Raw genomic sequence first — 22,224 nt, forward strand, 5'->3', positions numbered from 1 at the left:
CGCGGGCGGGCTGGCCGCGCCCTGCCGTCCGTGCGCCCGAACCCTCGCGTGCCCGGCCGGTCGTGCGCCCGCGTCAGCCGGGTCCGGCCGTCCGCGCGCCCGGGCTGGCCGCGCCCGACCCTCCGCGCGCCCTGCCGTCCGTGCGCCTGACCCTCCGCGCGCCCGACTCTCCGCGCGCCCGGCCGTTGGTGGGCCGGGGTCAGCCGGGTCCGGTCGTCCGCGCGGGCGGGCTGGCCGCGCCCTGCCGTCCGTGCGCCCGAACCCTCGCGTGCCCGGCCGGTCGTGCGCCCGCGTCAGCCGGGTCCGGCCGTCCGCGCGTCCGCCCCCGCCCCCGCCCCGGGCGGTCCCGACGCAGCAGGTCAGGGCCGGAAACGGTACGCGACTGGTCATATGACAGAAGCGCCGCGATCCCGTCTCGCCGAATCATTGCCGTGGTCACAGAACACGCCCACGGCCGGGGCAATCGAGCAGGTACCGGAGCACGCGTATGACGGTCCACCCACCCCCACCGGCGGCCGAAGGGGAATCCGGCCGCCGATCGCGCCTCGCGCCCCTCGCGCACCCCCTCGGCCGGAACGGCGAGATCGAGCGGATCCCGCGGTGCGTGACGCGGCAGCCCGGCGGCCCCCGGGCGCTGCTGCTCCTCGGGGAGGCGGGAATCGGGCGTACGACCCTGTTCCGCCACGCCCGCGAAGCGGCCGACGGCGACGGCGCGCTCGTGCGCTCGGCGCAGGGCTGGGCCGCGCACCGGCAGCCCGTACCGCCCACCGGCCGGGGCAGGCCGGAGATGCGGGAGGAAGCCGAGGGCAACCCCCGGACTCCGGTGGCACCGAGCCGTCGTACACCCGCGCCTGTCCGCGAGGCGCTCTTCGGCGGCGGACCGGCGTGGCGCCCGGCCACGGCACGGCCGGCCGGGGCCCGGCTCGACGCGCTTGCCCCGGAGGCCGGACCGCCCCCGTTGTGCGCCGCGGGTAGGGTCTCCGGCCTCGCGGGGTTCAGCGCGGCCTTCCGCGGACGCTTCGGCGTGTCCTCCACGGACCGGCCCGACCGCCGGAGCGCGGACCGCACGACGGGAGACGCGCCGTGCTGACCCGAGTCTCGGCCCTTTCCGCCGACGGGCTGTCCTTCTCCACCCGGGACCTCCCTCCCGGCGACCGTGCCGCCGGCTGGCGGCGCGCGCTGTCGCGGGCCTTCGTGGACCTGGAGGTCGCCGCGGAGCACGGCCGCCCCTGGGCCGGTGAGCTGGCCGTCGAACGCTGGGGGCCGCTCCAGATCGCCACGGAGGAGTCCGGCCCGGGCACGCTCGTGCGCGGTGCCCGGTCGGTGGCGGCCGACGGCCGCACCCACATCCTGGTGCGCCGGCAGCTGGACGGCACCGCGTTACTCCTCCAGGACGGCCGCGGCGCCGAACTCCTCCCCGGCCGATGGGCGTTCCTCGACGCACGACGCCCGTTCCGGATCGTCCTGCCGCGGTCGCAGCGGGCCCGGACCCTCGTGCTGCCCAGGGCACACCTGCACCTGGACGAAAGGCAGCTGTCCGTGCTCACGGCCACCGTCGTGGACGACGCGGGGGAGGGCGCGGCAGCCCTGCTGCTGCCGCTGCTGTGCGGGCTCGTCGAGGAGATCCCCCGGGCCCCGGCGAGCCGGCGCGAGCAGCTCGCCCAGGTGACGGCGGAGATCCTGGCCACCGTGGCCCTCGAACAGGCCGGCAGCCGGCCCGTGCCCGCGCTGTGGGAGCGGATCACGGCGTCCGTGCAGGACCGGCTGGCCGAGCCCGGACTCGCCCCGCAGGACATCGCCGATCAGCACGGCATCTCGCTGCGCTACCTGCACCGGCTGTTCCAGCAGCACGGCACCACCGTCAGCTCCTGGGTGCGGGCCCGGCGCCTGGAGGGGGCGCGCGGGGAACTCGCCCAGCCGGGCGCGGCCCACAGGGCGATCGCCGCGGTGGCCGCCCGCTGGGGTTTCACCAGCCCGTCCCACTTCAGCCGGACCTTCCGCGAAAGCTACGGCATGTCGCCGGCGCAGTGGCGCGCTGCCGCGGCGGCCACGGCCGAGCCGGCCCCGGACCCCGCGGAGGTCCGCGCTGTGCGCTGACAGGCACCACCCGGGGCACTGCCGGCCCGGTCGGCCCCGTCCTCGTTCCCTAGCTTTCGGTGCGGATGGTTTCGACGGAGGGGACGGTGATGAAGCGCAAGGTGATGGCAGGGGTGCTGCCGGTGCTCATGGTGGCGGTGAGCGTGGTGGGATCCGGGGCGCCCTTCTCGGCCCAGAGCGAGGCCGCCGCCGCGCCGGCCTCCAGCACGGCGGTCGGCGCCCAGTACGACACCACACACGTCTACGTCACCCCGGGCGCCTTCGTCATCAGCTGGGAGGCGACCTTCGGCGGCAGCCACACGGCCAAGGCCGTCACGACCGGTGTCCCGGAGAACGACGGCCGCGGTGACATCCGGGCACGGACGGGGAACTCGTCGACGAGGAGGCCGTGACGAGCGAGCCGGACGCCGCGCGATGGCGGGCCGTCGGCGAAGGAGGCCGCGACGCATGTGATCCCCCGGGCCGAGAGCCACTGAGAGCATCTTCGCCGCTATCGCCCGCACCGCACGGCGGGCCTCCCGATATGGAGAACCGACCGATGAACAGCAGAGAACCAGGTCCGGACAAAGGCGGCCACGCGCGCCTTCGGCACCTCAAGGAGCGGCTGGCCGAACATCACCGCCGCGCGCGGGCCGAACACGAGGAGGCCGAGCTGGACGGCGCCGTCGACGGTGCGGCGTTCGACCTCGGAACGGACATCGCGCACCCCACGCTCGGCGGCGCCGAGTCCGGGTACGACGTCGACATGGACCTCGGCGTGGACCGCCGGGAGTAGCCGACGCCGTGCCCGGTTCCCGGCCGGGCTCAGTCGAGGGCGCCTCCGGTGACCCCGGCGGTGATGTGGCGCTGGGCGAGGACGAGCAGCACGGACGCCGGGACGGACGCCAGGACGGCGGTGGCCATGAGGGCGTTCCAGTCGTTCGTGTGCGCGCCGACGTACTGGTAGAGGCCGACGGTCACCGGCCGCACCCTGTCCGTGGTGTTCAGCGTGAGCGCGAACAGGAAGTCGCCCCAGGCGAGAAGGAAGACGAAGAGGCCGGCGGTGATCAGCGCGTTCACGCTCAGCGGAAGCACCACGGAGCGCAGGACGCGCAGCCGCCCCGCGCCGTCCACCCGGGCGGCCTCGATGATCTCCCGCGGAATGCCCCGCATGGAGGCGCGCAGCAGGAGGATCGCGAAGGGCACCCCGGCGGTCGAGTCGGCGAGGACCAGCCCGCCGAAGGAGTTCAAGAGCCCCAGGTCGCTGTAGGCGCCGTACAGCGCGTCGGCCACGACGATGCCCGGCACCGCCTGGGCGACCAGGATCCCGAAGAGCACCGGCGTGGTGCCCCGCGGCGGGAACCGGGCCAGCGCGTAGGCGGCCGGCACGGCGAGCGCGAGGCTCAGCACCACGCTGCCGAACGCCACGACGACGCTGGTGACGAGGCTCCGTCCCTGATCGCGCAGGGCGGTGGCATAGCCGCCGAAGTCCGGATGCCGGGGGAACCAGCCTGCCCGCAGGACGTTTCCCGTCGGCTGCAGCGAGGCGTTCACCATCCAGTAGACCGGGAACAGCATCAGCGCGAGCAGGACGATCCCCGCGAGCGTGGACAGCGGGCCGGGTGCGGACGCGCGCTTCACGGCGGTGCCCCTCAGGAGTTCAGGGCGCGACGGCGCGCGCGCAGATGGACGTAGGCGAAGCCGAGCGAGACGAGGATGAGCAGATTGCCCGTCGCGGCGCCGCGCCCGAACTCGAACTGCTCGAAGGACAGCGCGTACGACCGGGTGGCCAGGGTCTCGGTGGCGCCGGCCGGTCCGCCGCCCGTCACCACGAGGACGAGGTCGAACACCTTGACGGTGTAGACCGCGCCCAGCACCAGCACGACACCGGCCACCGGGCGCAGCAGCGGCCAGGTGATGTGCCGGAACGTCGCCGTCCGGCCGGCGCCGTCCAGCCTCGCCGCCTCGTACAGCGGGGCCGGGATGTCCTGGAGGCCGCTGTACAGGAGCGCGGTGTTGAACGGGATGCCCACCCAGACGTTGACCAGGATCACCGAGACCAGCGCCTCGTCGGTGCCGGTGAGCCAGGGCACCCCGGACGACACCAGGTGCAGGTCGCGCAGCACGCGGTTGACGACTCCCGAGTCGGTGTCGAGCATCCATCGCCAGGTCGTGCCGGAGACGACCAGGGGCAGCAGCCACGGCAGCAGCAGGAGCGACCTGAGCACGCCGCCGAGCGGGAACCTCCGCCGGAAGAACAGGGCGAGGGCCAGCCCGAGCACGAACTGCCCGAGCAGCGAGGCGGCGGTGAACACGACCGTGGTCAGCACGGTCGGCCAGAACAGGTCCGACGACAGGACCTTCGCGTAGTTGCGGAGCCCCGCGAAAGGCGCTGAACCGGTGTAGAACGTCGTGGCCGTGTACTGCTGGAAGCTCATCACGAGGGTCTTGACGACCGGGTAGCCGAGGAACAGCAGCAGATAGGCCGTCGCGGGCAGCAGGAACAGCCACGGGGCGAGCCGCCGCCGGACCCGGTCAGGAATCCGTGGCGATCCGCTGCGCATGCCTGAGTGCTTCCTCCGGTGTCCGCTCGCCGGTCAGGGCGGCCTGGACGGCGGTGTAGATCCCGGTCGCCGCCCGGGGCCATTCGACGCCGAGCCGTGCGGTGCGGGACCGGGAGCGCTCGACGCTCCGGACGAAGGCCGCCATCGAGGGGACCCGCCGGGCGTAGCGGGCCGCCACCGCCGAGCGGGAGGGGACCGTGCGGTACTGCTCGGCCACGGCGAGCATCCGCGCGGGGTCGTTCAGGCAGGCGAGGACCCGGGCGGCCTTCTCCTGCCGTGCCGCGGAGGGGCCGCGCGGGACCGTCCACACCTCGCCGCCGAGCGGGGTGACAAGGGTCTGCCCCGGCCGGCGGACGGGTATCGGGGCCACCCCCCACCGCAGCCCCTCGGTCCTGTCCAGCGCGGCTGTGCGCCAGGGGCCGTTGACCATCATGGCCGTCCGGCCGGCGACGAACTGGTCGTGCACATCGGCCTGCGTCCAGTTCAGCACCGACTTCGACATGGACCCGCTGTCGACGAGGTCGGTCCAGAGCCGGAGGGCCTGCGCGGCCTGCGGGCTGTCCAGCCGCCGCTCGTCCCCGCCGTTGGACCACAGGAAGGGCAGGAACTGCCAGGTGCCCTCGAACGAGGCGTTCGCGTCCACCGCCATGCCGTAGCGGCCCGGACGGGTCAGCCGGGCCGCGGCCGTCTTCAGCTCGTCCCAGGTCGTCGGTACGGCGACACCGGCCTCGGCGAGCATGTCCTTGTTGTAGAAGAGGGCGACCGTGCTGACCGTGGGCGCCAGCCCGTACACCTCGCCCCGGTAGGTGCCCGCCGACCGGATGCCCTCGGCGTAACCGCGGGCGTCGATGCCGTATCGGCCCAGCGGGGTCAGCGCGCCGGTCCGGGCGATCTGCTGCAGATCGGGGTTGTCCAGCATCAGCAGGTCGGGGAGGGTCCGCGACGCCGCCTGGCGCAGCACCGCGGGGACGAGCGAGGCTCCCGGGACGCTCCGGTGCTCGACGGTGACGCCGGCGGCCTTGCCGCAGGCGGTCAGGCGCTCGCCCCACTGGGCGTGCTCGGTGGTGTCGGTGTAGTAGTCGAGCGCGGTGATGGCGGTCACCTCGCGGCCGGCGGATCCGGAGCTGCCGCCGCACCCGGTGGCGGCCAGTACCAGCGCGACGGTTCCGAGCAGGGCGGTGAGCCGCCGCGCCGGCGCTCTGACCGGTGAGATCATGGAGGTGCCTTCCCGAGGGGTCTGGTGCCGGAGTGCCGATCCCGGGAGGTGAGGGCGAGACGGTCCATAGCGGCATCTTCCGGTCCGATCGGGGATGCTATCGCATTCAACTTCTTGGCTGATCTTCGGCTCAGAGGTCCACGGCGGCACCACGGGCACAGCCGCGGGCCGCCGCCTCCCGGATCATCGCCGCCACGCCGCCGGGCCGCGCGAGCACCACGGCGTGCGAGGCGTCCAGCACGTACTCGGTGGCCGCCATGCGCTGCGCCATGAAGCGCTGCGCGGTGGGGTTGAGCATCCGGTCGGCGGCGGCGATGGCGTACCAGGAGGGCGCCCCCGCCCATGCCGGAGGGCCGGACCGCGCGGTCAGCGCCCGCTGGGCGATCGGGCGTTGTGCCACGGACAGCACGCTGGCCAGCCGCGGTGACAGGTCGGCGGCGTACACCTGGGGGAAGCGTTCCGCGCGGATGTACAGCTCGCGGTGCGGGCCGGCGGAGCAGGGCGCGGGCACGGCGGCGGCGACCATCGCGTCCGCCGCCGGCACCGGAGCGAAGCGGCTCGTGACGTCCAGCAGGCACTCTCCGGCGTCGAGGCCGAACGCCGCCACGTAGCACAGCGCCACGACCTTGTCGGTGCCGGCGGCGGCCTCGGTGACGACCGCCCCGCCGTAGCCGTGGCCGGCCAGCACGACCGGGGTGTCCAGCCGGCGCAGCACGGTTTTGAGGTAGGCGGCGTCGTGCGCGAGTCCGCGCAGCGGGTTCGCCGGGGCGAGCACCGTCAGTCCGGTGGTCTGCAGGAGCCGGACGACCCCCGCCCACGACGAGGCGTCGGTGAACGCGTCGTGCACGAGTACGACGGTCGGCGGAAGGGGGGTGGGGCCGTGCACTCCATGACCTCCGGCTGGGTGGGGTGCCCAGCCAAGCGCATCCGGGTCCGCCCGGCATCGCGTGAACGTACCAGGCGTGCGCTCACTCGTCGGGCAGGGCCATCACCAGATGGGCCAGCTGGACACGGGAGTTGACCGACAGCTTGCGGAAGGCCGCGGTCAGGTGGGTGTTGACCGTGTGCGGGGAGACGACGAGCGCCTCCGCAGCCGTACGGTTCGTGTGGCCCTCGGCGACCAGGCGCGCGACCTTCCGCTCCGAGGCCGTCAGCGACGCCCAGCCCTGGACGGGGCGCTGCCCGCCCGTGGCCGCGCGGCCGGTGGCCCCCGCGGCGTGCAGATCGCGCCGCAGGCGGGCCGCCACGGCGTGCGCTCCCGAGGCGGCGAACGCCTCATGGGCCCGGGTCAGTTCGCGTACGGCCTCGGGTTTCCGTCCCGCCGCCAGCAGCGCGCGTCCGAGGTCGGCGCGGGCCGTGGCCCGGACCAGCGGGCGCGGACTGCCGTCGAGCAGGGCGACGGAACGTTCCAGCAGGGCGAGGTCGTCCGTCACGAGCCCGCGGGCCCGCGCCGCCACCCCCGCGGCGGTGGGCACCGAGGGATTGCGCGCGGCGTGGGATTCCGCCTGCGCGGCCAGGTCCTCGGCGAGCCGGTGGTCCGCGCCGCGCACGGCCATCCGGACAGCGGAGCCGACCCAGGTGCGCAGCAGCCGCCAGCGCAGCAGCGGCCCCTGCTCCTGCACCCGGCGGATCCGGTCGACGGCCAGCGACACGTCCCCGTCGGCGTCCGCGTGGACCGCCTCCAGGAACCGCACCGCCGCGGTGTTGCCCGGGTTCGGCTTGGCCGCCAGCCTCTCCCGCGCCTGCGCCAGATGCTGCCGGGCCGCCTCCTGATCACCGCGCAGCAGGGCGATCCGGGAGCGGATCACCCGCGCGTTCACCTGCTGGACGGGCACCTGTACGTCGTCCTCCAGGCGCTCCATCGTCACGAAGTCGGCGTCGGCGTCGTCGAGCCGGCCGAGCCCCAGATGCTGCTGCCCCTGCGCCCACAGCAGCATCGCCTCGCGGATCCCCCCGAATCCGTCCGCCGCCCTGGCGAGCAGCCGCTCGCCACTCCGGAAGTCGTCCATGTGCTGGTACGCGACGATCTCCTCGGGGAAGAACGCGGGATCGACGGCGCGCAGCGCGGTGAACCGTTCGAGCGCCACGGAGTTCTCGCCCGCGTTGAGCGCGATCTCACCGAGCGCGAACAGGGCCTGGACATGGGCCTCCCGGTCGCCGGTCGCGACGGCGGCCCGCAGCGCGTCCTCGCCCGCCGCACGCGCCGGCGCGAGATCGTGCCCCCGGGACAGGGCCAGCGCGCGCAGAGCGGTGAGACGCGCGCCGACCTCCGGGGCGGTGCCGGCGACCGCGAGGGCCGCGTCGGCGCGGCGGCGCAACTCGTCGGCCAGGTCCATGTTCCACAGCGTCGCGCCGAGGGCGGCCTGCAGCCGGCCGAACGTCCGGACCGGCGGCAGGCCCGCCAGCAGCCGGTCGCCGGTCGCCAGCGCCTCCCGGTACCGGCCGGCCCGGGTCAAGGTGCCGATGGCCTGCTCACCCACGGCGTACCACAACGGCCGGGCGGTCGGCACCAGTTCCAGGGCGCGCGTCACCAGGTCGGCGGCGAGGCCCGGGGTGACCGGCAGGACGTCGGCGGCAGCGCGCCGCAGCAGCGTCACCGCCTCCTCGTCGCCGGGCAGGGCCCCGCGCAGGATGTGTGACACCACGTCGATCGGCTGGTGGCCGGCGGCGACGAGCCGGCCGGCGGCCTCCCGGTGCAGCGCCTTCCGGGCCGAGGGCGGGATGTCCACGTACACCGCCTGGCGCAGCAGATCGTGCCGGAACACCAGCCGTTCGCCGTCGTCGTCCAGCAGTCCCGCGCCCACCGCCTCCTCCAGCGCCTCGATCAGCTCGACGGGCGGCCGGCCGCAGAGCGCCGCGGCGTCGTGGAAGCCGAAACCGCGTCCCAGCACCGCCCCCATCTGCAGGAAGCGCAGCGTGCCGGGGCGCAGGGACCGGAGCCTGCCGCGCACGCCCACCACGAGTCCCGGGGGCACCGGCGCACCGGAGGCGTCGGCGCCGCGCAGCCCGGCGAGCATCTCGACCGCGAGGAACGGGTTCCCGCCGGCCCCTTCGAGCAGGTCGCGCACCCGCTCGTCGGCGGCGGTCCCGAGGGCGTCACCGGCCAGCTGCCCGATGGCCGCGCCGGACAGCGGGCCCAGGGCGAGGGTGTGCACCGGGAGTTCGTCGCGTACGGCGGCTACGATCTCCTCCGCCGGGCCGCCGACGCCCTGCCGCCCCGTCAGCAGCCACAGCACCGGTGAGGCCCGCAGGCGCCTCGGCAACTGCGTCAGGGCGAACCTGCTGAGCGGATCGGCCCACTGCACATCGTCCAGCGCGATCAGCACCGGCAGCCGGCCCGCGCGGGCCTCGATCACCTCGGCGAGGCGCTCCACCAGCCAGATCCGCTGGTCGTGACGGCGGGCGAGGTCGGCCAGCGCATCGCCGGACAGCAGCGGCCGGTCGCCGTGCAGGACGCAGGTCGCCAACGACGACAGCGGTACGAGGTGGTGGAGTTCGTCGGCCTTGCCGAGGCCGACGGAGAATCCCGCCGCACCGGCCCCGGCGACGGCTTCGCCGAGGAGCGTGGTCTTGCCGATGCCCGGTTCCCCCCGGATCAGGGCGAGCGCGCCGCTTCCGTCGTGTGCCACCGAGGCGATCAGCCTCCGAAGCTCTTCGAGTTCGGCCTCGCGGCCGCGCAGCCCGCTGCGGGACAGCGCTCCGCCGGACACCGTCACGCCCAGCCCCTCCTTGTCCGCACCCGCCGTCCCGGCCGGCACTCCGGAGGCCCACTATGGCAAAAACGGCAGCTCAGCGCATATGCGATGGTTACGGCGAGCGGGCGGTGCGGCCCTCGCGGACGAGGCCGGAGCGGATCTTCAGGCGCTCAGGCCCCGCGGCTCCCGGGCCGAACGGGCCGCGCCCAGGGCGGAGTTCCGCCACTCGGCGGGGGAGACGCCGTAGGCGGCCCGGAACACCCGGCTGAAATGGGAGGCGCTGGTGAATCCCCAGCGGTGGGCCACCGCCGCGACGGTCCGCCCGGCCGGCTCCCGGCGGGCCAGATCGCGCCGGCACTGCTCCAGCCGGCGCTGCTGGATCCACCGGCTGACGGTGATGTCCTCCAGCTGGAACAGCTTGTGCAGATAGCGCACGGAGATGTGGTGGGCCCGGGCGATGGCGTCCGGCGTCAGATCCGGATCGGCGAGGCGCTGGTCGATGTAGGCGCGGATCCGCAGCAGCGACATCCGGGCGCCGCTCGGGGTGTCCGCGCAGGTCCCGCCGAGCCGCTCCTCGGCCAGCGTCTGCACCAGGTCCACGACATTGCGGGCGATCAGCTCACCCGTCCGCTGCGGATACGTTCCGGCCGCGTCCACCAGCCGGGACAGGAACGGCGACAGCAGCCCGCCGAGCGCCGAGTCGGCGCCGAGCGCGGACGCCGTGATCTGCCGCAGGTCCGACTCGCTCAGGCCCAGGACCTCGCGCGGCAGGACGAGAGACTTCGTGCGGAACGCCTCGGGCAGGGTCAGCCGTACGGGCCGTGCCATGTCGTAGACGAAGAGCTGCCCCGGCCGCACATACGCCTCGCGGGTGTCCTGCTCGATCCGGGCGACCCCTCTGGTCAGCAGCTTCACGACCACGTAGTCGTCGTCGGCGGAGCCCGCGATGAGCCGCGGGGTCCGCCGGGCCCGCAGCGGATCGCCGTCCACCGTCACGACCTGCATCGGTCCCAGCGGGGACGTACGGATCGTGCCGCCGTCGACCTCGTCGGGGACGCCCATGTCCACGGCGCCGAACGTCCGGGACAGGGCCTCGCGCCAGTACGCCCGCCGGCGCTGGGCCGGCACCGCTTCGGTGGTGTAGAGGGTGCCCGTGAGCCCGGGTTCCGGCGTGGACGATTCCGGCGACATGATCTCCGCCCTTCGGCAAGTGCGCTTTCCAGCCACACCGTGCCAGCGCGGACGGTCCGTCACATCGCGCGAATCCGTGAGATCAGGAAGCCGGTCCGTCGCCCCCCACCTGCTGTGATGTCCCCCACGTACCCTTGCCGTCGCGGAGAAGGGCTACCTAAGTTCGGTGATATGTCCGTTCCTGATGCCCCCCGTCCCGACGAGCCGGTCGACTTCACCGTCGATCTCACCGGCCATGAACTGACCCGGCGTGCCCATGTCATGGAGGCGCTGGGCGCCGACTGGGACCCCGTGCAGGTGATGCGCGACGAGCAGGCGGCGTACGAGCTGCTGTACTCGGGCCTCGACGAGGAGCAGCAGCGGCTGTACGACACCCTCGTCGCCGCCGGTGTCCTCCCGCAGCGCGGGGACGGCCGTGCTGCCGCTTGACCCCGAGGCGGACATCGGGCGACGCGCCTGGGTGACCTGCCCGAACTGCCGGGACCACCTGGGCTGCCCCACCTGCGAGGAGCGCCGCAGGTGCACGGACCACTGGCGCTACCTGCTCTCGAACACCGGCAGCCTGATCCACCTCCAGTGCCCCTCGTGCACCCACGTCTGGGACCACGAGACGGGATTCGGTGCGACCCGCGGCGGCCGGCCCCGCGGACCCGGGGGCCGGTGACCACCGTGCTCGGACGGCCGGGGCCGTAGGAGGATCCCGGCGCCGTCAGCGCGACCGGGGACGTCCGGCTCCCGGCGCGGCGACGGCGACGGGGCCGAGGCGGACGGCCTGGGCCGGCTCCCGCTCCGGCAGGCCGACGTCCTGCTCCTGGAGTGCGATCACCGTCGCGGTCCCGGGCGGCGCCCGGGGCGGCGCGGCCGGCAGGGCCTTCGCCGTGGGGCGATCGAGAACGGCCGCGGGTCCGTCGAGGAGCGGCACCGGCGGCTGGCGCGGCACGGCGCGCGATGGCCGGGCGCCCGCGCTGCCCCCGGGGCGGCAGCCGCCCGCCGGGGCCCGCCGGTGCGTCGAGCGGCAGGGCCGGCAGGCCGGCCGCCTCCGACGCGGACCGCGGTCGCTCGCCGCCGGCCGGGCCAGGAGCAGGTTCTCGCGCAGGGCGCAGGGCGCAGGGCGCCGGGCAGCGGCTTGACCGGCCGGCCCGCACGGGCGAACCGGCGGGGATCGGCGGCGACGGGCCGGCCGTCGAGCACATGGCGCAGGCGTCCGCCGTGCGGCGGGTGCAGCCCGGCCGCGACGGCCGCCGGCGTCGACCTGCCCGCCCCGCCGGGGCCGGTGACGGCCGGGCGCCGCCCCGGCGCGAGCCGCAGCCGGACCCCGCCCGGCGCGGGAGCGGTGCGGCCGGGGTGCCGGACTCCCGGGGAGTGGCGGTCCTGACGGCGCGCGATCCGTCCGTGGTCCCGTCCGGCTGGTTCAGGAACGGACCAGCGGGGTGTCCACCAGGTGCTCGGCCAGGAACCACGCCTGGAGTTCACCGGTGCGGACGATCTGCGAGACCAGCAGGTCGTTCGTGCCGTCGTCGCCCAGCTCGGCGGCGCGGGAGGCGGCGTCATGGGCCTCGGTCAGGATGGTCTCGTGGGCCGCGAGGAGCCGCGAGAGCATCGCCGGGACCTCCTCCACGCCGTCCGGCGGGCGCGGGATCGAGGTGATCTCGGCGACGTGCCGGGGATCGCCCACGGCGACGCCGCCCAGGGTCTGGACCCGCTCGGCGAGGACGTCGACCAGTTCCAGCTGCTCGCCGGCGTGCTTGTCCAGGAGCAGATGCAGCTGGTAGAAGGTCGCGCCGCGCATGTTCCAGTGGTGCTTCTTGTAGAGGCCGTAGAGGATCTGGGTGTCCGCCAGCACCTTGTTCAGGCGCTGGCACGCGTACACGCGCGCCTCGTAGGACAGGGCGATCGGGAACTGCTTGACGGTCCCGAACTCCTGGATGACCGCGCCCTTCTGATGCAGCCACGGCTGGCTGCTGCTGGGCTTGGCGGCGGTGGTCATGGTGTTCCTCCTGCTGGTGCCGTGCTCACGTACGCGGTCGACGCTAGGGGTCGAAGCGGTGGCCGCCTTGCCTGGGAGCGCACGCGCAGCCGCCTGTCAGCGCACGGGTACCGGCGGGATCGCCTCCCGTGCCGCTCCGTCTGCGACTGTCCGGCGAAAGGAGGCGGCGGTGGCCGTACGGTGGGGCCCGAGGGGGAAGGCCGCCGACAGGCGGACGAGGTGTCGTCCCGCCGCCCGCGGACCCGTTGTGACGGCGCGTGGGACCTGCCCGCCTCCATGATGGTTGAATGTAGAACAACATTCGGGCTGAGAGGTGATCACCATGAGCGATGTCGAGGCGGAGCCCAGGGAGGCGCGGCGCGGCGAGGAGGACGCCGGCGAGCCGCCGGGCGGGACGCCACGGGTCGAGGTGCTGGCCCCGCGCGACGTCCCCCTGGGCGGCCCGCGCGCGATGACCGTACGGCGCACCCTGCCGCAGCGCTCCCGGACCCTGATCGGCGCATGGTGCTTCGCCGACCACTACGGCCCGGACGACGTCTCCGTGACCGGCGGCATGGACGTCGCCCCGCATCCGCACACCGGTCTGCAGACGGTGAGCTGGCTCTTCAGCGGAGAGATCGAGCACCGCGACAGCCTGGGCAGCCACGCCTTCGTCCGGCCCGGCGAGCTGAACCTCATGACCGGCGGCCACGGCATCGCCCACACGGAGGTCTCCACCGGGCGGACCACGGTCCTGCACGGCGTCCAGCTCTGGGTGGCCCTGCCCGAGGAGCACCGCGGCACCGCACGCGACTTCCAGCACCACGTCCCCGAGCCCGTACGGACCGAGGGTGCCGAGATCCGCGTCTTCCTGGGCTCCCTCGCCGGGGTCACCTCCCCGGTGCCAGCCTTCTCGCCCCTGCTCGGCGCCGAGATCGCGCTCCGGCCGCACACGTCCGTCACGCTCGCGGTCGACCCCGGCTTCGAGCACGGACTCCTGGTCGACCAGGGATCCGTCCGCCTCGCCGACACCCTGCTGCGCCCCGCCGAGCTGGGCTACGTCCACCCGGGCCCCGGCACGCTCACCCTGGCGAACGAGTCCGACGACACCGCACGTGCGGTCCTCCTCGGCGGCACCCCATTCGAGGAAGAGATCGTCATGTGGTGGAATTTCATCGGCCGAAGCCATGAGGACATCGTCAGGGCCCGGGCGGACTGGCAGAATTCATCCGACCGTTTCGGCACCGTCGACGGATATCCGGGAGAGCGCCTTCCCGCGCCTGTCCTGCCCCATGCCACGCTCACTCCGCGGCGGAATCCGCCGCGTCACTGACCCTCTTTCGAAAGGCATCCGATGAGCCAGCCTTCCCCCGCCCCGGTCGTCGAGCGCGTGGACGCCAGGAATCGCTACGAGATACGCGTGGACGGCGAGCGCGCCGGTCTCACCGCCTACCGCGACCGCGGTGACCAGCGCGTCTTCTACCACACCGAGATCGACGAGGAGTTCGCCGGCCAGGGCCTCGCCGCCCGGCTGGTCCAGGAGGCACTCACCGACGTACGGAACTCCGGCAAGCGGATCGTGCCCGTCTGCCCGTACGTGGCCAAGTTCCTCAAGCGGCACGAGGAGTTCGCCGACCTGGTCGACACCGTGACACCCGAGGTCCTGCAATGGCTGGACACCGAATTGGGCTGAACCACCCCGCCGGCCGTCACATCCGGCGGCCGGCTTCTCCCATGAGCAGCCGAATTCCAGTGGCGTGGCTTTTCCTGCGAAACGTCACGCCCTTCGGTTCTGCGGATTTCCGCACCCGGGAATTCAGCGCGGCCCAGGAGTAGACGAGGTAGCCCTCGATGAAGGGTTCCGGGTCGTTGCCGTCCTGGTAGAGCCCCCACGCGAGGGCCCCCGTACGGCGCCGCGAGCGCGCCACCTGGTGCATGCGCTCCGTGAGCTCGGCGCGGTCGCGGGACGGCACCCGGTGCCCGAGAGCGCACGGGAGGTGATCCGTCGGCGCAGGACTCCGGGCCCTGGTCCGGTGCGGGGGACGCGGTCACCGCCCTGGCACCGGGGCCGGACGCCGGGGACCGGCACGCAGCGGGGCCGGGGCGCCCCCGGTGAGGGGGGGCGCCCCGGCCGCTGCGACGCGCTCCGGCGGGACCTCAGGACGGCGGCCTGGTCCAGGCCGGGTCGGATGCGGACAGGCGGTGCGTCACCGCCGAGGTGAGCGCGAGGAGCAGCACGGACAGCCCCAGCGCCAGCACGAGACGGTCGTGCAGGACGAGCTCCGCTCCCACGAACGCGCCCAGCAGCATGGCGATCACGGACAGGATCCGGCGGCCGGGCCTCGGCGCCGCGCCCCCCGCCGCACGGGAGTCCGCCGCAAGACCGGTGAGGGTCAGTGTCAGGACGGTCGTGGTGAGGTCAGGGACCCCGAGGCGCCGGGCGACCGCGTTCTGCAGACCCATACCCAGCCCGAGGCACACGATGAGCGTGTACTGGACCCCGGGGGTGACCCGGCCGTCGACGACCGCCGTGACGACGACGGTGACCCCGACCAGGACCGTCTGCACGGCGGTCGCCGTCGTCAGCAGACGCCCGCGGTGCCCGCCGGACCGGGTCGCCAGCCAGCCCCCGGACAGCGCGCCGAGGAGGAACACCACCAGCGCGACGACCGAGGCGAGCGCGGACAGACTCGCCGCGCCGCCCAGCGCGAAACCGAGGAACACCACGTTGCCCGTCATGTTGGCGACGAAGACGTGCCCCAGCGCCAGATAACTCACCGCGTCGACGAGACCGGTGACCACGGTCAGCGTCAGCATCAGCGGAGGAAGCGGGCCATGGCGGTCCCCGCTCGGCGGTACCAGCGTGCGGGCAGCGTCAGTCAGCAGGCTGCGCATGGGTCCTCCCTTCCGGCGCCCTCGGCGCGCGGTGCAGCACCAGGCGGGTCAGCAGCCCGCTGGCGGGGCCGATCACGATCGCGGCGACGGCGACCCACACCGGCCACGGGGCGATCCCCAGGGCGTGGTCCACGGACCAGCGGCCAGGCCCGGTCAGGGCCAGCGAGGCGGAGACCACGACGAGGACCAAGGGGTACTCGTAGCCATCGTTCTGCACCCAGAGGCCGTGGTGCCACTTCACGGTGCCCGCGACGGTCATCACGCCCATGGCGGCCATCGCCGCCAGGGGCGTGAGCAGACCTGCGGTCAGGAACAGGCCGGCACCGATCTGACTGGCGCCCGCGACGACCGCGGTCAGCCGGCCCCCGACGAAGCCGTCGTGCCGGAACTCCTCGGTTCCGCCTGCCAAGCCGTGGCCCCCGAGCCGGTAGCTCACCTTCTGCACTCCGTGCCCGGCGACGAGGAGTCCCGCCACCAGCCGGAGGACCAGCAGTCCCGCATCCATGTCTTCCTTCCTGTTCCTGATTCGGTCCTTGATCCTTCGCCGGGTGTGGGGTCAGCCGGCCGCGTGGGCGCCGATGAAGGCCTGCGCGTAGACGACACCGAGGCCGTAGGCGCCGGCGTGCTCCTTGACCACGTCGGTCACCGGCACGTACGTCTCGGTACGGGCCCAGTCCCGCTGGAGCTCCAGGAGCACCTGCACCCAGGTGACCGGGACGACACCGGCCTGGACCATGCGCTGGACGGCGTGCTCGTGGGCCTGCGGGCTGACGCCGCCGGACGCGTCGGTGACCACGTAGACCTCGTAGCCCTGGGCGAGGGCGGAGAGTGCCGGCAGGACGACGCAGACCTCGGTCCACAGACCGGCTATGACGATCTTCTTGCGGCCGGTGGCCTTGACGGCCTCGACGAACGCGGAGTCCTCCCAGGCGTTCATCGAGGTGCGGTCGATGATCTTGTGGTCGGGGAAGACCGCGGGCAGCTGCGGCATGATCGGGCCGGAGAAGGACTCGGCGGCCACGGTGCTGAGCACGACGGGAACGTCGAACACCCTGGCGGCCTTGGCCAGACCCACGGTGGCGTTGATGATCGCGGTGCGGTCGCCGCTTCCGGTGCCGAAGAACATCTGCGGCTGGTGGTCCACGAACAGCACCGCACAGTTGTCGGGCGTCAGCAGGTCGGGGCTGGGGGACGCGGTGACCTGGGCGATGTCGACCATGAGGGGAACCTCTCTCGGTGTCAGTACGAAACAGTGGGACGGAGACCCGGCGGGGGCGGGGGCAAATGCCCTGCACCCGCCGGGAGTTCAGAGGAAACAGGGATCGAACGGCGTGTCGGCGGCGGCCGGGAGCAGCCCCCGGCGCTCGCGCCACGCGCGGTGCTGCTCCGACTCGGCGACGGCCTCGCCGAGCGCCGCCGCCTGGCGCGCGCCCGCCGACCGGGACGGCCGGGCCGCCTGGTAGCCGCCGAAGTGCGCCACCGGGCTCCACTCGGGAGTGACCGCGGGAAGCTCCTCGTCGAGCCCGGCGTACTCGCCGGCGGCGTAGACGATCCGGCCGCCGGTGACCGTGAGCAGCGACTCGATGTGTGCGATCTCCGGCTCGGGCACGGTGAAGAAGTCGTCCGACAGTACGGCGAGGTCGGCGTGACAGCCGGGCCGCAGCACGCCCTTGACCTGCTCCTCGCCGGTCAGTTCGGCACCGGCGACGGTGAACATGCGCAGGGCGGTCCGCCGGTCGACGCGGTTGCCGGGCGGCCGGAGCACGAGGTCGCCGACGCTGCGTCCGCTCACCAGCCAGTGCAGGGCGATCCAGGGGTTGTAGCTGGAGACCCGGGTGGCGTCCGTCCCCGCCGCCACGGTCAGGCCGCGTTCGAGCATGGCCCGGATCGGCGGGGCGTCCGCGGCCTTCCCCGGGCCGTAGCGGCGCAGGAACGCCTCGCCCTGGAAGGACAGCCGGTTCTGGACGGACATGGCTCCGCCGAGCGCGGCGACCCGGTCGAGGCTGTGGGCAGACACGGTCTCGGCGTGGTCGAACAACCAGCGGTTCCCGGCCGGGAACAGCCCCTCGGCCGCCAGCTTCTCGAAGACCGCGAGGTCCCGGCGGATGGTCTCGTCGTAGGTGGCGTGCAGCCGGAAACCCCAGCCCTTCTCCATGAGGAGCCGGACCGCCTTCTCGAACTCCGGCTCATAGGCGCCGAGTTCGGGGCGCGGCTGGGCGAAGTTCTCGAAGTCCGCCGCCGCCCAGGTGAGATTCTCCCCGGCCCCGTTGAGACGGAGCCAGGCGTCGCCGTCCTCGGGGCTCGCCGTCTCGGTCCAGCGGGTGAGATCGGCCAGCTCCTGGCCCGCGGTCTGCGGGAAGAGGTGGTAGGCGATGCGCAGCGACAGCTGACCGGCCCGCGCCAGCTCGATGACCGTGCTGTAGTTCTCGGGGAAGTTCTGGAACCCGCCGGCGGCGTCGATCGCCGAGGTCAGACCGAACCTGTTGAGTTCGCGCAGATAGTGACGGGTAGAGACCTTGCGGTCCTCGCCCTCCAGCACCGGCGCCTTGGCCAGCGTCGAGTACAGGACGAGGGCGCTGGGCGCGGCCAGCAGCATGCCCGTCGGCTCGCCGTCCCGGCCGCGGACGATCTGTCCGCCCCTCGGGTCGGGCGTGTTCTTGTCGAACCCGGCGGCCCGCAGCGCCGCCCGGTTGAGGACGGCCGACTGGTACAGGTGCAGGACGAACACCGGGGTGTCGGGGGCAGCCGCGTTCAGTTCGGCTGCGGTCGGCAGCCGCCGCTCGGCGAACTGCTCGGCCGACCAGCCGCCGACCACCCGCACCCACTGGCCCTTCGGCGTCCGAGCGGCCTGTTCCCGCAGCATCGCCAGGCCCTGACGGAGTGTCGGCACCCCGTCCCAGCGCAGCTCCAGCACATAGTTGAGCCCGCCGCGGATCACATGCAGATGGGCGTCGTTGAGACCGGGGACCATCCGCCGCCCGAGGGCGTCCACCACCTGGGTGGCCGGACCGATGTGCGGGGCCACGTCCTGGTCGTCACCGACGACCGTGAGGACACCGTCCCGTACGGCGAGCGCCTCGGCCTGCGGGCGGCGCGGGTCCCCCGTATGGATCTTCGCGTTGCGGACGACGAGCTCCGCGGCATTGTCGGCGGCCTGGGGAACCAGCCCGCCGACCGGCATTGCAGACACGTGTGCGGGACCTCCGGGATGAGCGTCTTCGCGGGTCCGCCGGGTTCGGCCGCGGCGGACGGGAAGGGCGATGGATGGAAAGAGCGGCGCCGGCGCGGGAGTTCGCCGTCGGTCACTGTGCGGACCGCGACCGCTGTGCCGCCACGCTAGGCCCGGTGGACGCCCCCGGGTGTCCCGTCCGTGCACGGAAACGTTCCCCACAGCGCACTCGGCGCACACCGGCGGGCGGTGCGGGTGCGGGGCGTCCGCCCGCAGGCCGGACCGGGTGCGGCCGTCGTGCACTGTGAGCACGCCAGGCGTGCGCTGACAGGCAACCGGCGCGTCCACGGCGGTTCTAACGTGCACTCCAGCGGCGCCGGAAGCGCGCAGCACCCCATCCGGGCCGTGTGCCGGGACGACCGGCCTCCCCGACGCAATTCCAGGAGATACCCATGTCCGATGCCCTCACTCCGGCCCAGCCGGTACTGGAACCGGCCGCGGCCGAGTTCGCCGCCGCGACCGCCAACCCGCCGTACCTGTTCGACCTGGCCCCGGCGGACGGTCGCAAGGCGGTCGACGAGGTGCAGTCCGGCGACATAGCCGAGCCGGCGGTCGACGAGGAGTGGATCACCGTCTCGGGCGGCCCGACGGGCAGTGTCCGGGCGCGGATCGTGAAGCCCGCCGGTACCACCGGCACCCTGCCCGTCATCATCTACATCCACGGCGCGGGCTGGGTCTTCGGCAACGCGCGGACCCACGACCGGCTGGTGCGCGAACTCGCCGTCGGCGCGGCGGCAGCGGTCGTCTTCCCGGAGTACGACCTCTCGCCCGAGGCCCGCTACCCGGTCGCGATCGAGCAGAACTTCGCGGTCGCCCGGTGGGTGGTGGAGCAGGGCGCGACCAAGGGCCTCGACGGCTCCCGCGTCGCCGTGGCCGGTGACTCCGTCGGCGGCAACATGACGGCGGCGCTGACGCTGATGGCCAAGGAGCGCGGCGGCGTCCCGCTGGTCCAGCAGGTGCTGTTCTACCCGGTCACGGACGCGAACTTCGACACGCCGTCCTACCACCAGTTCGCCACCGGCTACTTCCTGCGCCGCGACGGCATGCAGTGGTTCTGGGACCAGTACACCACCGACGAGTCCGAGCGCGCCCAGATCACCGCGTCCCCGCTGCGCGCCACCACCGAACAGCTCGCGGACCTGCCGCCGGCGCTGGTCATCACCGGCGAGGCGGACGTGCTGCGCGACGAGGGCGAGGCGTACGCCGACAAGCTCCGCGCGGCGGGCGTGCCGGTCACCGCGGTGCGCTTCCAGGGGATCATCCACGACTTCGTGATGCTCAACGCCCTGCGCGGCACCCACGCCGCCGAGGCCGCCATCACCATGGCCGTCCGTACGCTGCACGCCGCGCTGCACACCGCCTGACACCGAGGAGACACCCCAGCCATGAGCACCACCACGCCCACCGTCGTCCTCGTCCACGGCGCCTTCGCGGACGCCGCCAGCTGGTCGGGGGTCATCGATGACCTGCAGAGCGCCGGCATCCCCGTGATCGCGCCGCCGAACCCGCTGCGCGGCCTGGTGGCCGACGCCGCGTACGTCGCCTCCGTCGCGTCCCAGATCGACGGCCCCGTCATCCTGGTCGGCCACTCCTACGGCGGCGCGCTCATCACCGTGGCCGGCACCACCGACAACGTCGTCGGCCTCGTCTACATCGCCGCCTACGCCCTGGAGGAGGGCGAGAGCCTCGGTGAACTGCAGGGCCGCTTCCCGCTGTCGCCGCTGGTGAGCAACCTCAAGGAGTGGACGTATCCCGTCGCGGGCGGCGACCCGGCCGTCGAGGTCACCATCGCCGAGGACGCCTTCCCGTCGGTCTTCGCCGCCGATGTGCCCGCTGACGTGACCAAGGTCCTCGCCGCGGCGCAGCGCCCACTCGCCGCGGCGGCCTTCGAGGAGAAGGCACCGGCCGCCGCGTGGCGGACCAAGCCGTCCTGGGCCCTGGTGGCCGGCGCGGACAACGCGATCAACCCGGAGGTGGAGCGCTTCGGTGCGAAGCGGGCCGGGGCGACCGTGATCGAGGTCGAGGACGCCTCGCACGCCGTCGCCGTCTCCCGGCCGAGGGCGGTCGCCGACCTGATCCGGGAAGCGGTTCGCGCGACGAGCTGATCCGGCGACAGGCCGGCCGCGCGGACGCCTCCCCGCATCGCGTCCGCGCGGCCTCGCGGCCCGGTACGCGGGTCACCGCTCCGCCCGCGGCGGGGACCCCTGCGCGCGCCGGACCCTCGGGCGCGCGCCGGCCGCGTCCAGCGGACGCGGGGGAGCCGGACCCGTGCGTCGTACCGCGCACCACCGAGAGCGGACCGTCACCCGAGCCGGTCGTACCGCCCGGAGAACCGGAAGGCGCTGCCCTTCACCCGGTACCTGGTACCCGGTACAGGAAATACACCGCGCCACCGAGTACCGCCCACTGCCGGGGATCGCTCTCGTACGGGCTCAGGCGGACCGTGTCCGGGCCGAACGCGGCGGGCCGCGCGATGACGTCGCGGACCGGTCGGAGGCCTGGGGCGCGGTCTTCGGGCGCTTGGCCGGGTCGATGTCGGCCGAGGAGGTCGATGACGGACCCGGCGCTTCCGTAGCCGCCGGTCCGCGTCATGGCCGAAGGCATTCCCGGCTCGTCGCCGCCGAGGTACGGCCGGCCAGCTCCTTTGGACTGCCGCCCCGTGCGCGGCAAGGTCCCGTTGCCGGGCCCGCCGTCCCCGGCCACGCCCGCCGTCGGGTCGCTGCTCGGGCCGAGGAAGGGGTGCGCGGGTGTCCGAGGCGGTGAGGCCGGCACCGAGGGGGAGAAGCGGGCCGCCGCCGTGCGTGCGGCCGACGGGCGTCCCCCGGCCGCCCCGCCTCCGGAGTGCGGGAGGCCCCGGGCGGGTGTGTCGCACCGCCGCCGCCATGACACGACGTCACTTGCCGATTACCCTGCGCATGTGATCAGGATGCGGGACAGCGGGGGCGGGAGCGCGGGACGCTCACGCCGCGCCGCCCTGCTGCTCGGCCTCGTCCTGGTCATCGCCGCCCACCTCACCGGCGCGGTGCACGCCTGCTCCTCCGCCGGCCCGGACCCGAGTCCCGTGCTGGCGCAGCCCGTTCCGCACCTCGCGGACGCGACCGACGGCCGGGGCTCGACCGCGCCACCCCCCGGCCACCGGCACGCGGCGGACGGTCACGGCGCTCACACGGCGGACCGGCCGCGCGCCGCCCTCGACGACACCGTGCCCGACGGCGGGGCACACCAGCCGCCGCCGCCCGCCGTGACGGGCGACCGCCTCGCGCACCCCGCGTGGCACCGGCGGTTCAGCCGCTCGCCCTCCTGCCGCTCCGGCTCCTCGCTCGTGCTCAGCTGCGTGCTGCGGCAGTAGGACGCCGCCCGCACACCCCGGCACCGGTACGCGGCGCGGGGTG

General features: G+C 74.0%; 23 protein-coding genes. 11 read left to right on the forward strand and 12 right to left on the reverse strand.

From position 1 onward, the window contains the following. The first annotated feature begins 604 nt into the window (after positions 1-604). The 4 genes from ACF073_RS11000 to ACF073_RS11015 all read left to right on the forward strand — a co-directional run bounded on the left by ACF073_RS11000 (position 605) and on the right by ACF073_RS11015 (position 2,872). Positions 605-1,090, forward strand: coding sequence for a hypothetical protein (locus tag ACF073_RS11000; protein WP_392068498.1), 486 nt, complete (start codon positions 605-607; stop codon positions 1,088-1,090). Further along, positions 1,084-2,097 (forward strand): helix-turn-helix domain-containing protein, encoded by a 1,014-nt coding sequence (locus ACF073_RS11005; protein ID WP_392068500.1) that lies wholly within the window; start codon positions 1,084-1,086, stop codon positions 2,095-2,097. The genes ACF073_RS11000 and ACF073_RS11005 overlap by 7 nt, the downstream gene beginning before the upstream one ends. Positions 2,098-2,186: 89 nt before the next feature. Further along, positions 2,187-2,489 (forward strand): hypothetical protein, encoded by a 303-nt coding sequence (locus tag ACF073_RS11010; RefSeq protein WP_392068502.1) that lies wholly within the window; start codon positions 2,187-2,189, stop codon positions 2,487-2,489. A 146-nt stretch (positions 2,490-2,635) separates the two neighbouring features. Next, positions 2,636-2,872 carry a hypothetical protein gene (locus tag ACF073_RS11015; RefSeq protein WP_392068503.1) on the forward strand — a complete coding sequence of 79 codons (237 nt, stop codon included), beginning with the start codon at positions 2,636-2,638 and terminating at the stop codon, positions 2,870-2,872. 29 nt (positions 2,873-2,901) lie between these two features. Here ACF073_RS11015 and ACF073_RS11020 read toward each other — a convergent pair whose 3' ends face one another. From ACF073_RS11020 to ACF073_RS11045, 6 genes are all read right to left on the reverse strand, one after another. Continuing rightward, on the reverse strand, positions 2,902-3,717 hold the full coding sequence (locus tag ACF073_RS11020) for a carbohydrate ABC transporter permease (RefSeq protein ID WP_392068505.1): 816 nt from the start codon (positions 3,715-3,717) through the stop codon (positions 2,902-2,904). Positions 3,718-3,728: 11 nt separating this feature from the next. Further along, positions 3,729-4,640 carry a carbohydrate ABC transporter permease gene (locus ACF073_RS11025; RefSeq protein WP_392068506.1) on the reverse strand — a complete coding sequence of 304 codons (912 nt, stop codon included), beginning with the start codon at positions 4,638-4,640 and terminating at the stop codon, positions 3,729-3,731. Further along, positions 4,612-5,856 (reverse strand): ABC transporter substrate-binding protein, encoded by a 1,245-nt coding sequence (locus ACF073_RS11030; protein WP_392068508.1) that lies wholly within the window; start codon positions 5,854-5,856, stop codon positions 4,612-4,614. The genes ACF073_RS11025 and ACF073_RS11030 overlap by 29 nt, the downstream gene beginning before the upstream one ends. A 130-nt stretch (positions 5,857-5,986) precedes the next feature. Further along, positions 5,987-6,703: an alpha/beta fold hydrolase gene (locus ACF073_RS11035; RefSeq protein WP_392068510.1), complete on the reverse strand. Its 717-nt coding sequence runs from the start codon at positions 6,701-6,703 to the stop codon at positions 5,987-5,989. A gap of 121 nt (positions 6,704-6,824) precedes the next feature. Then, positions 6,825-9,572: an ATP-binding protein gene (locus ACF073_RS11040; RefSeq protein ID WP_392068511.1), complete on the reverse strand. Its 2,748-nt coding sequence runs from the start codon at positions 9,570-9,572 to the stop codon at positions 6,825-6,827. A gap of 141 nt (positions 9,573-9,713) precedes the next feature. After that, entirely contained in the window at positions 9,714-10,742 is a 1,029-nt protein-coding gene (locus tag ACF073_RS11045; protein ID WP_392068513.1) for a helix-turn-helix domain-containing protein, read from the reverse strand. 171 nt (positions 10,743-10,913) lie between these two features. Between ACF073_RS11045 and ACF073_RS11050 the strand changes: the two genes are divergently transcribed. Beyond that, positions 10,914-11,171: a DUF6400 family protein gene (locus tag ACF073_RS11050; protein WP_392068515.1), complete on the forward strand. Its 258-nt coding sequence runs from the start codon at positions 10,914-10,916 to the stop codon at positions 11,169-11,171. Next, positions 11,158-11,406, forward strand: a complete 249-nt coding sequence (locus ACF073_RS11055) for a hypothetical protein (RefSeq protein WP_392068516.1) — start codon at positions 11,158-11,160, stop codon at positions 11,404-11,406. Before ACF073_RS11050 ends, ACF073_RS11055 begins: the two co-directional genes overlap by 14 nt. Before the next feature lie 747 nt (positions 11,407-12,153). Here the strand turns inward: ACF073_RS11055 and ACF073_RS11060 are convergent. Continuing rightward, positions 12,154-12,729: a Dps family protein gene (locus ACF073_RS11060; protein WP_392068518.1), complete on the reverse strand. Its 576-nt coding sequence runs from the start codon at positions 12,727-12,729 to the stop codon at positions 12,154-12,156. Positions 12,730-13,051: 322 nt separating this feature from the next. Between ACF073_RS11060 and ACF073_RS11065 the strand changes: the two genes are divergently transcribed. Both ACF073_RS11065 and ACF073_RS11070 read left to right on the forward strand, forming a co-directional pair. Then, positions 13,052-14,041: a pirin family protein gene (locus tag ACF073_RS11065; RefSeq protein WP_392068520.1), complete on the forward strand. Its 990-nt coding sequence runs from the start codon at positions 13,052-13,054 to the stop codon at positions 14,039-14,041. A gap of 21 nt (positions 14,042-14,062) precedes the next feature. Next, on the forward strand, positions 14,063-14,401 hold the full coding sequence (locus tag ACF073_RS11070) for a GNAT family N-acetyltransferase (protein ID WP_392068522.1): 339 nt from the start codon (positions 14,063-14,065) through the stop codon (positions 14,399-14,401). Positions 14,402-14,417: 16 nt separating this feature from the next. Here ACF073_RS11070 and ACF073_RS11075 read toward each other — a convergent pair whose 3' ends face one another. From ACF073_RS11075 to ACF073_RS11095, 5 genes are all read right to left on the reverse strand, one after another. After that, on the reverse strand, positions 14,418-14,681 hold the full coding sequence (locus ACF073_RS11075) for an MFS transporter (RefSeq protein WP_392068524.1): 264 nt from the start codon (positions 14,679-14,681) through the stop codon (positions 14,418-14,420). Positions 14,682-14,865: 184 nt separating this feature from the next. Then, a complete protein-coding gene (locus tag ACF073_RS11080) occupies positions 14,866-15,603 on the reverse strand; it encodes a YoaK family protein (protein WP_392068526.1) in 738 nt (245 codons plus the stop codon). After that, on the reverse strand, positions 15,584-16,108 hold the full coding sequence (locus ACF073_RS11085) for a DoxX family protein (protein ID WP_392068528.1): 525 nt from the start codon (positions 16,106-16,108) through the stop codon (positions 15,584-15,586). The genes ACF073_RS11080 and ACF073_RS11085 overlap by 20 nt, the downstream gene beginning before the upstream one ends. A gap of 51 nt (positions 16,109-16,159) precedes the next feature. Next, complete coding sequence (locus tag ACF073_RS11090) at positions 16,160-16,822, reverse strand: hydrolase (RefSeq protein WP_392068531.1); 663 nt, start codon at positions 16,820-16,822, stop codon at positions 16,160-16,162. Between the two features lie 87 nt (positions 16,823-16,909). Next, positions 16,910-18,784: an amidohydrolase gene (locus ACF073_RS11095; protein ID WP_392068931.1), complete on the reverse strand. Its 1,875-nt coding sequence runs from the start codon at positions 18,782-18,784 to the stop codon at positions 16,910-16,912. A 440-nt stretch (positions 18,785-19,224) separates the two neighbouring features. Here ACF073_RS11095 and ACF073_RS11100 point away from each other — a divergent pair, with 440 nt between their 5' ends. The 3 genes from ACF073_RS11100 (at position 19,225) to ACF073_RS11110 (ending at position 22,181) form a co-directional block, all read left to right on the forward strand. Further along, on the forward strand, positions 19,225-20,196 hold the full coding sequence (locus ACF073_RS11100) for an alpha/beta hydrolase (protein WP_392068533.1): 972 nt from the start codon (positions 19,225-19,227) through the stop codon (positions 20,194-20,196). Positions 20,197-20,217: 21 nt separating this feature from the next. After that, the gene (locus tag ACF073_RS11105; protein ID WP_392068535.1) at positions 20,218-20,937 is read left to right on the forward strand and encodes an alpha/beta fold hydrolase; all 720 of its coding nucleotides are present in this window, start codon (positions 20,218-20,220) and stop codon (positions 20,935-20,937) included. Positions 20,938-21,758: 821 nt separating this feature from the next. Beyond that, positions 21,759-22,181, forward strand: coding sequence for a hypothetical protein (locus ACF073_RS11110; RefSeq protein WP_392068932.1), 423 nt, complete (start codon positions 21,759-21,761; stop codon positions 22,179-22,181). Positions 22,182-22,224: the final 43 nt, after the last annotated feature.

Source organism: Streptomyces sp. NPDC015171 (genome assembly GCF_043079545.1).
In the GTDB taxonomy this organism is placed as follows: domain Bacteria; phylum Actinomycetota; class Actinomycetes; order Streptomycetales; family Streptomycetaceae; genus Streptomyces.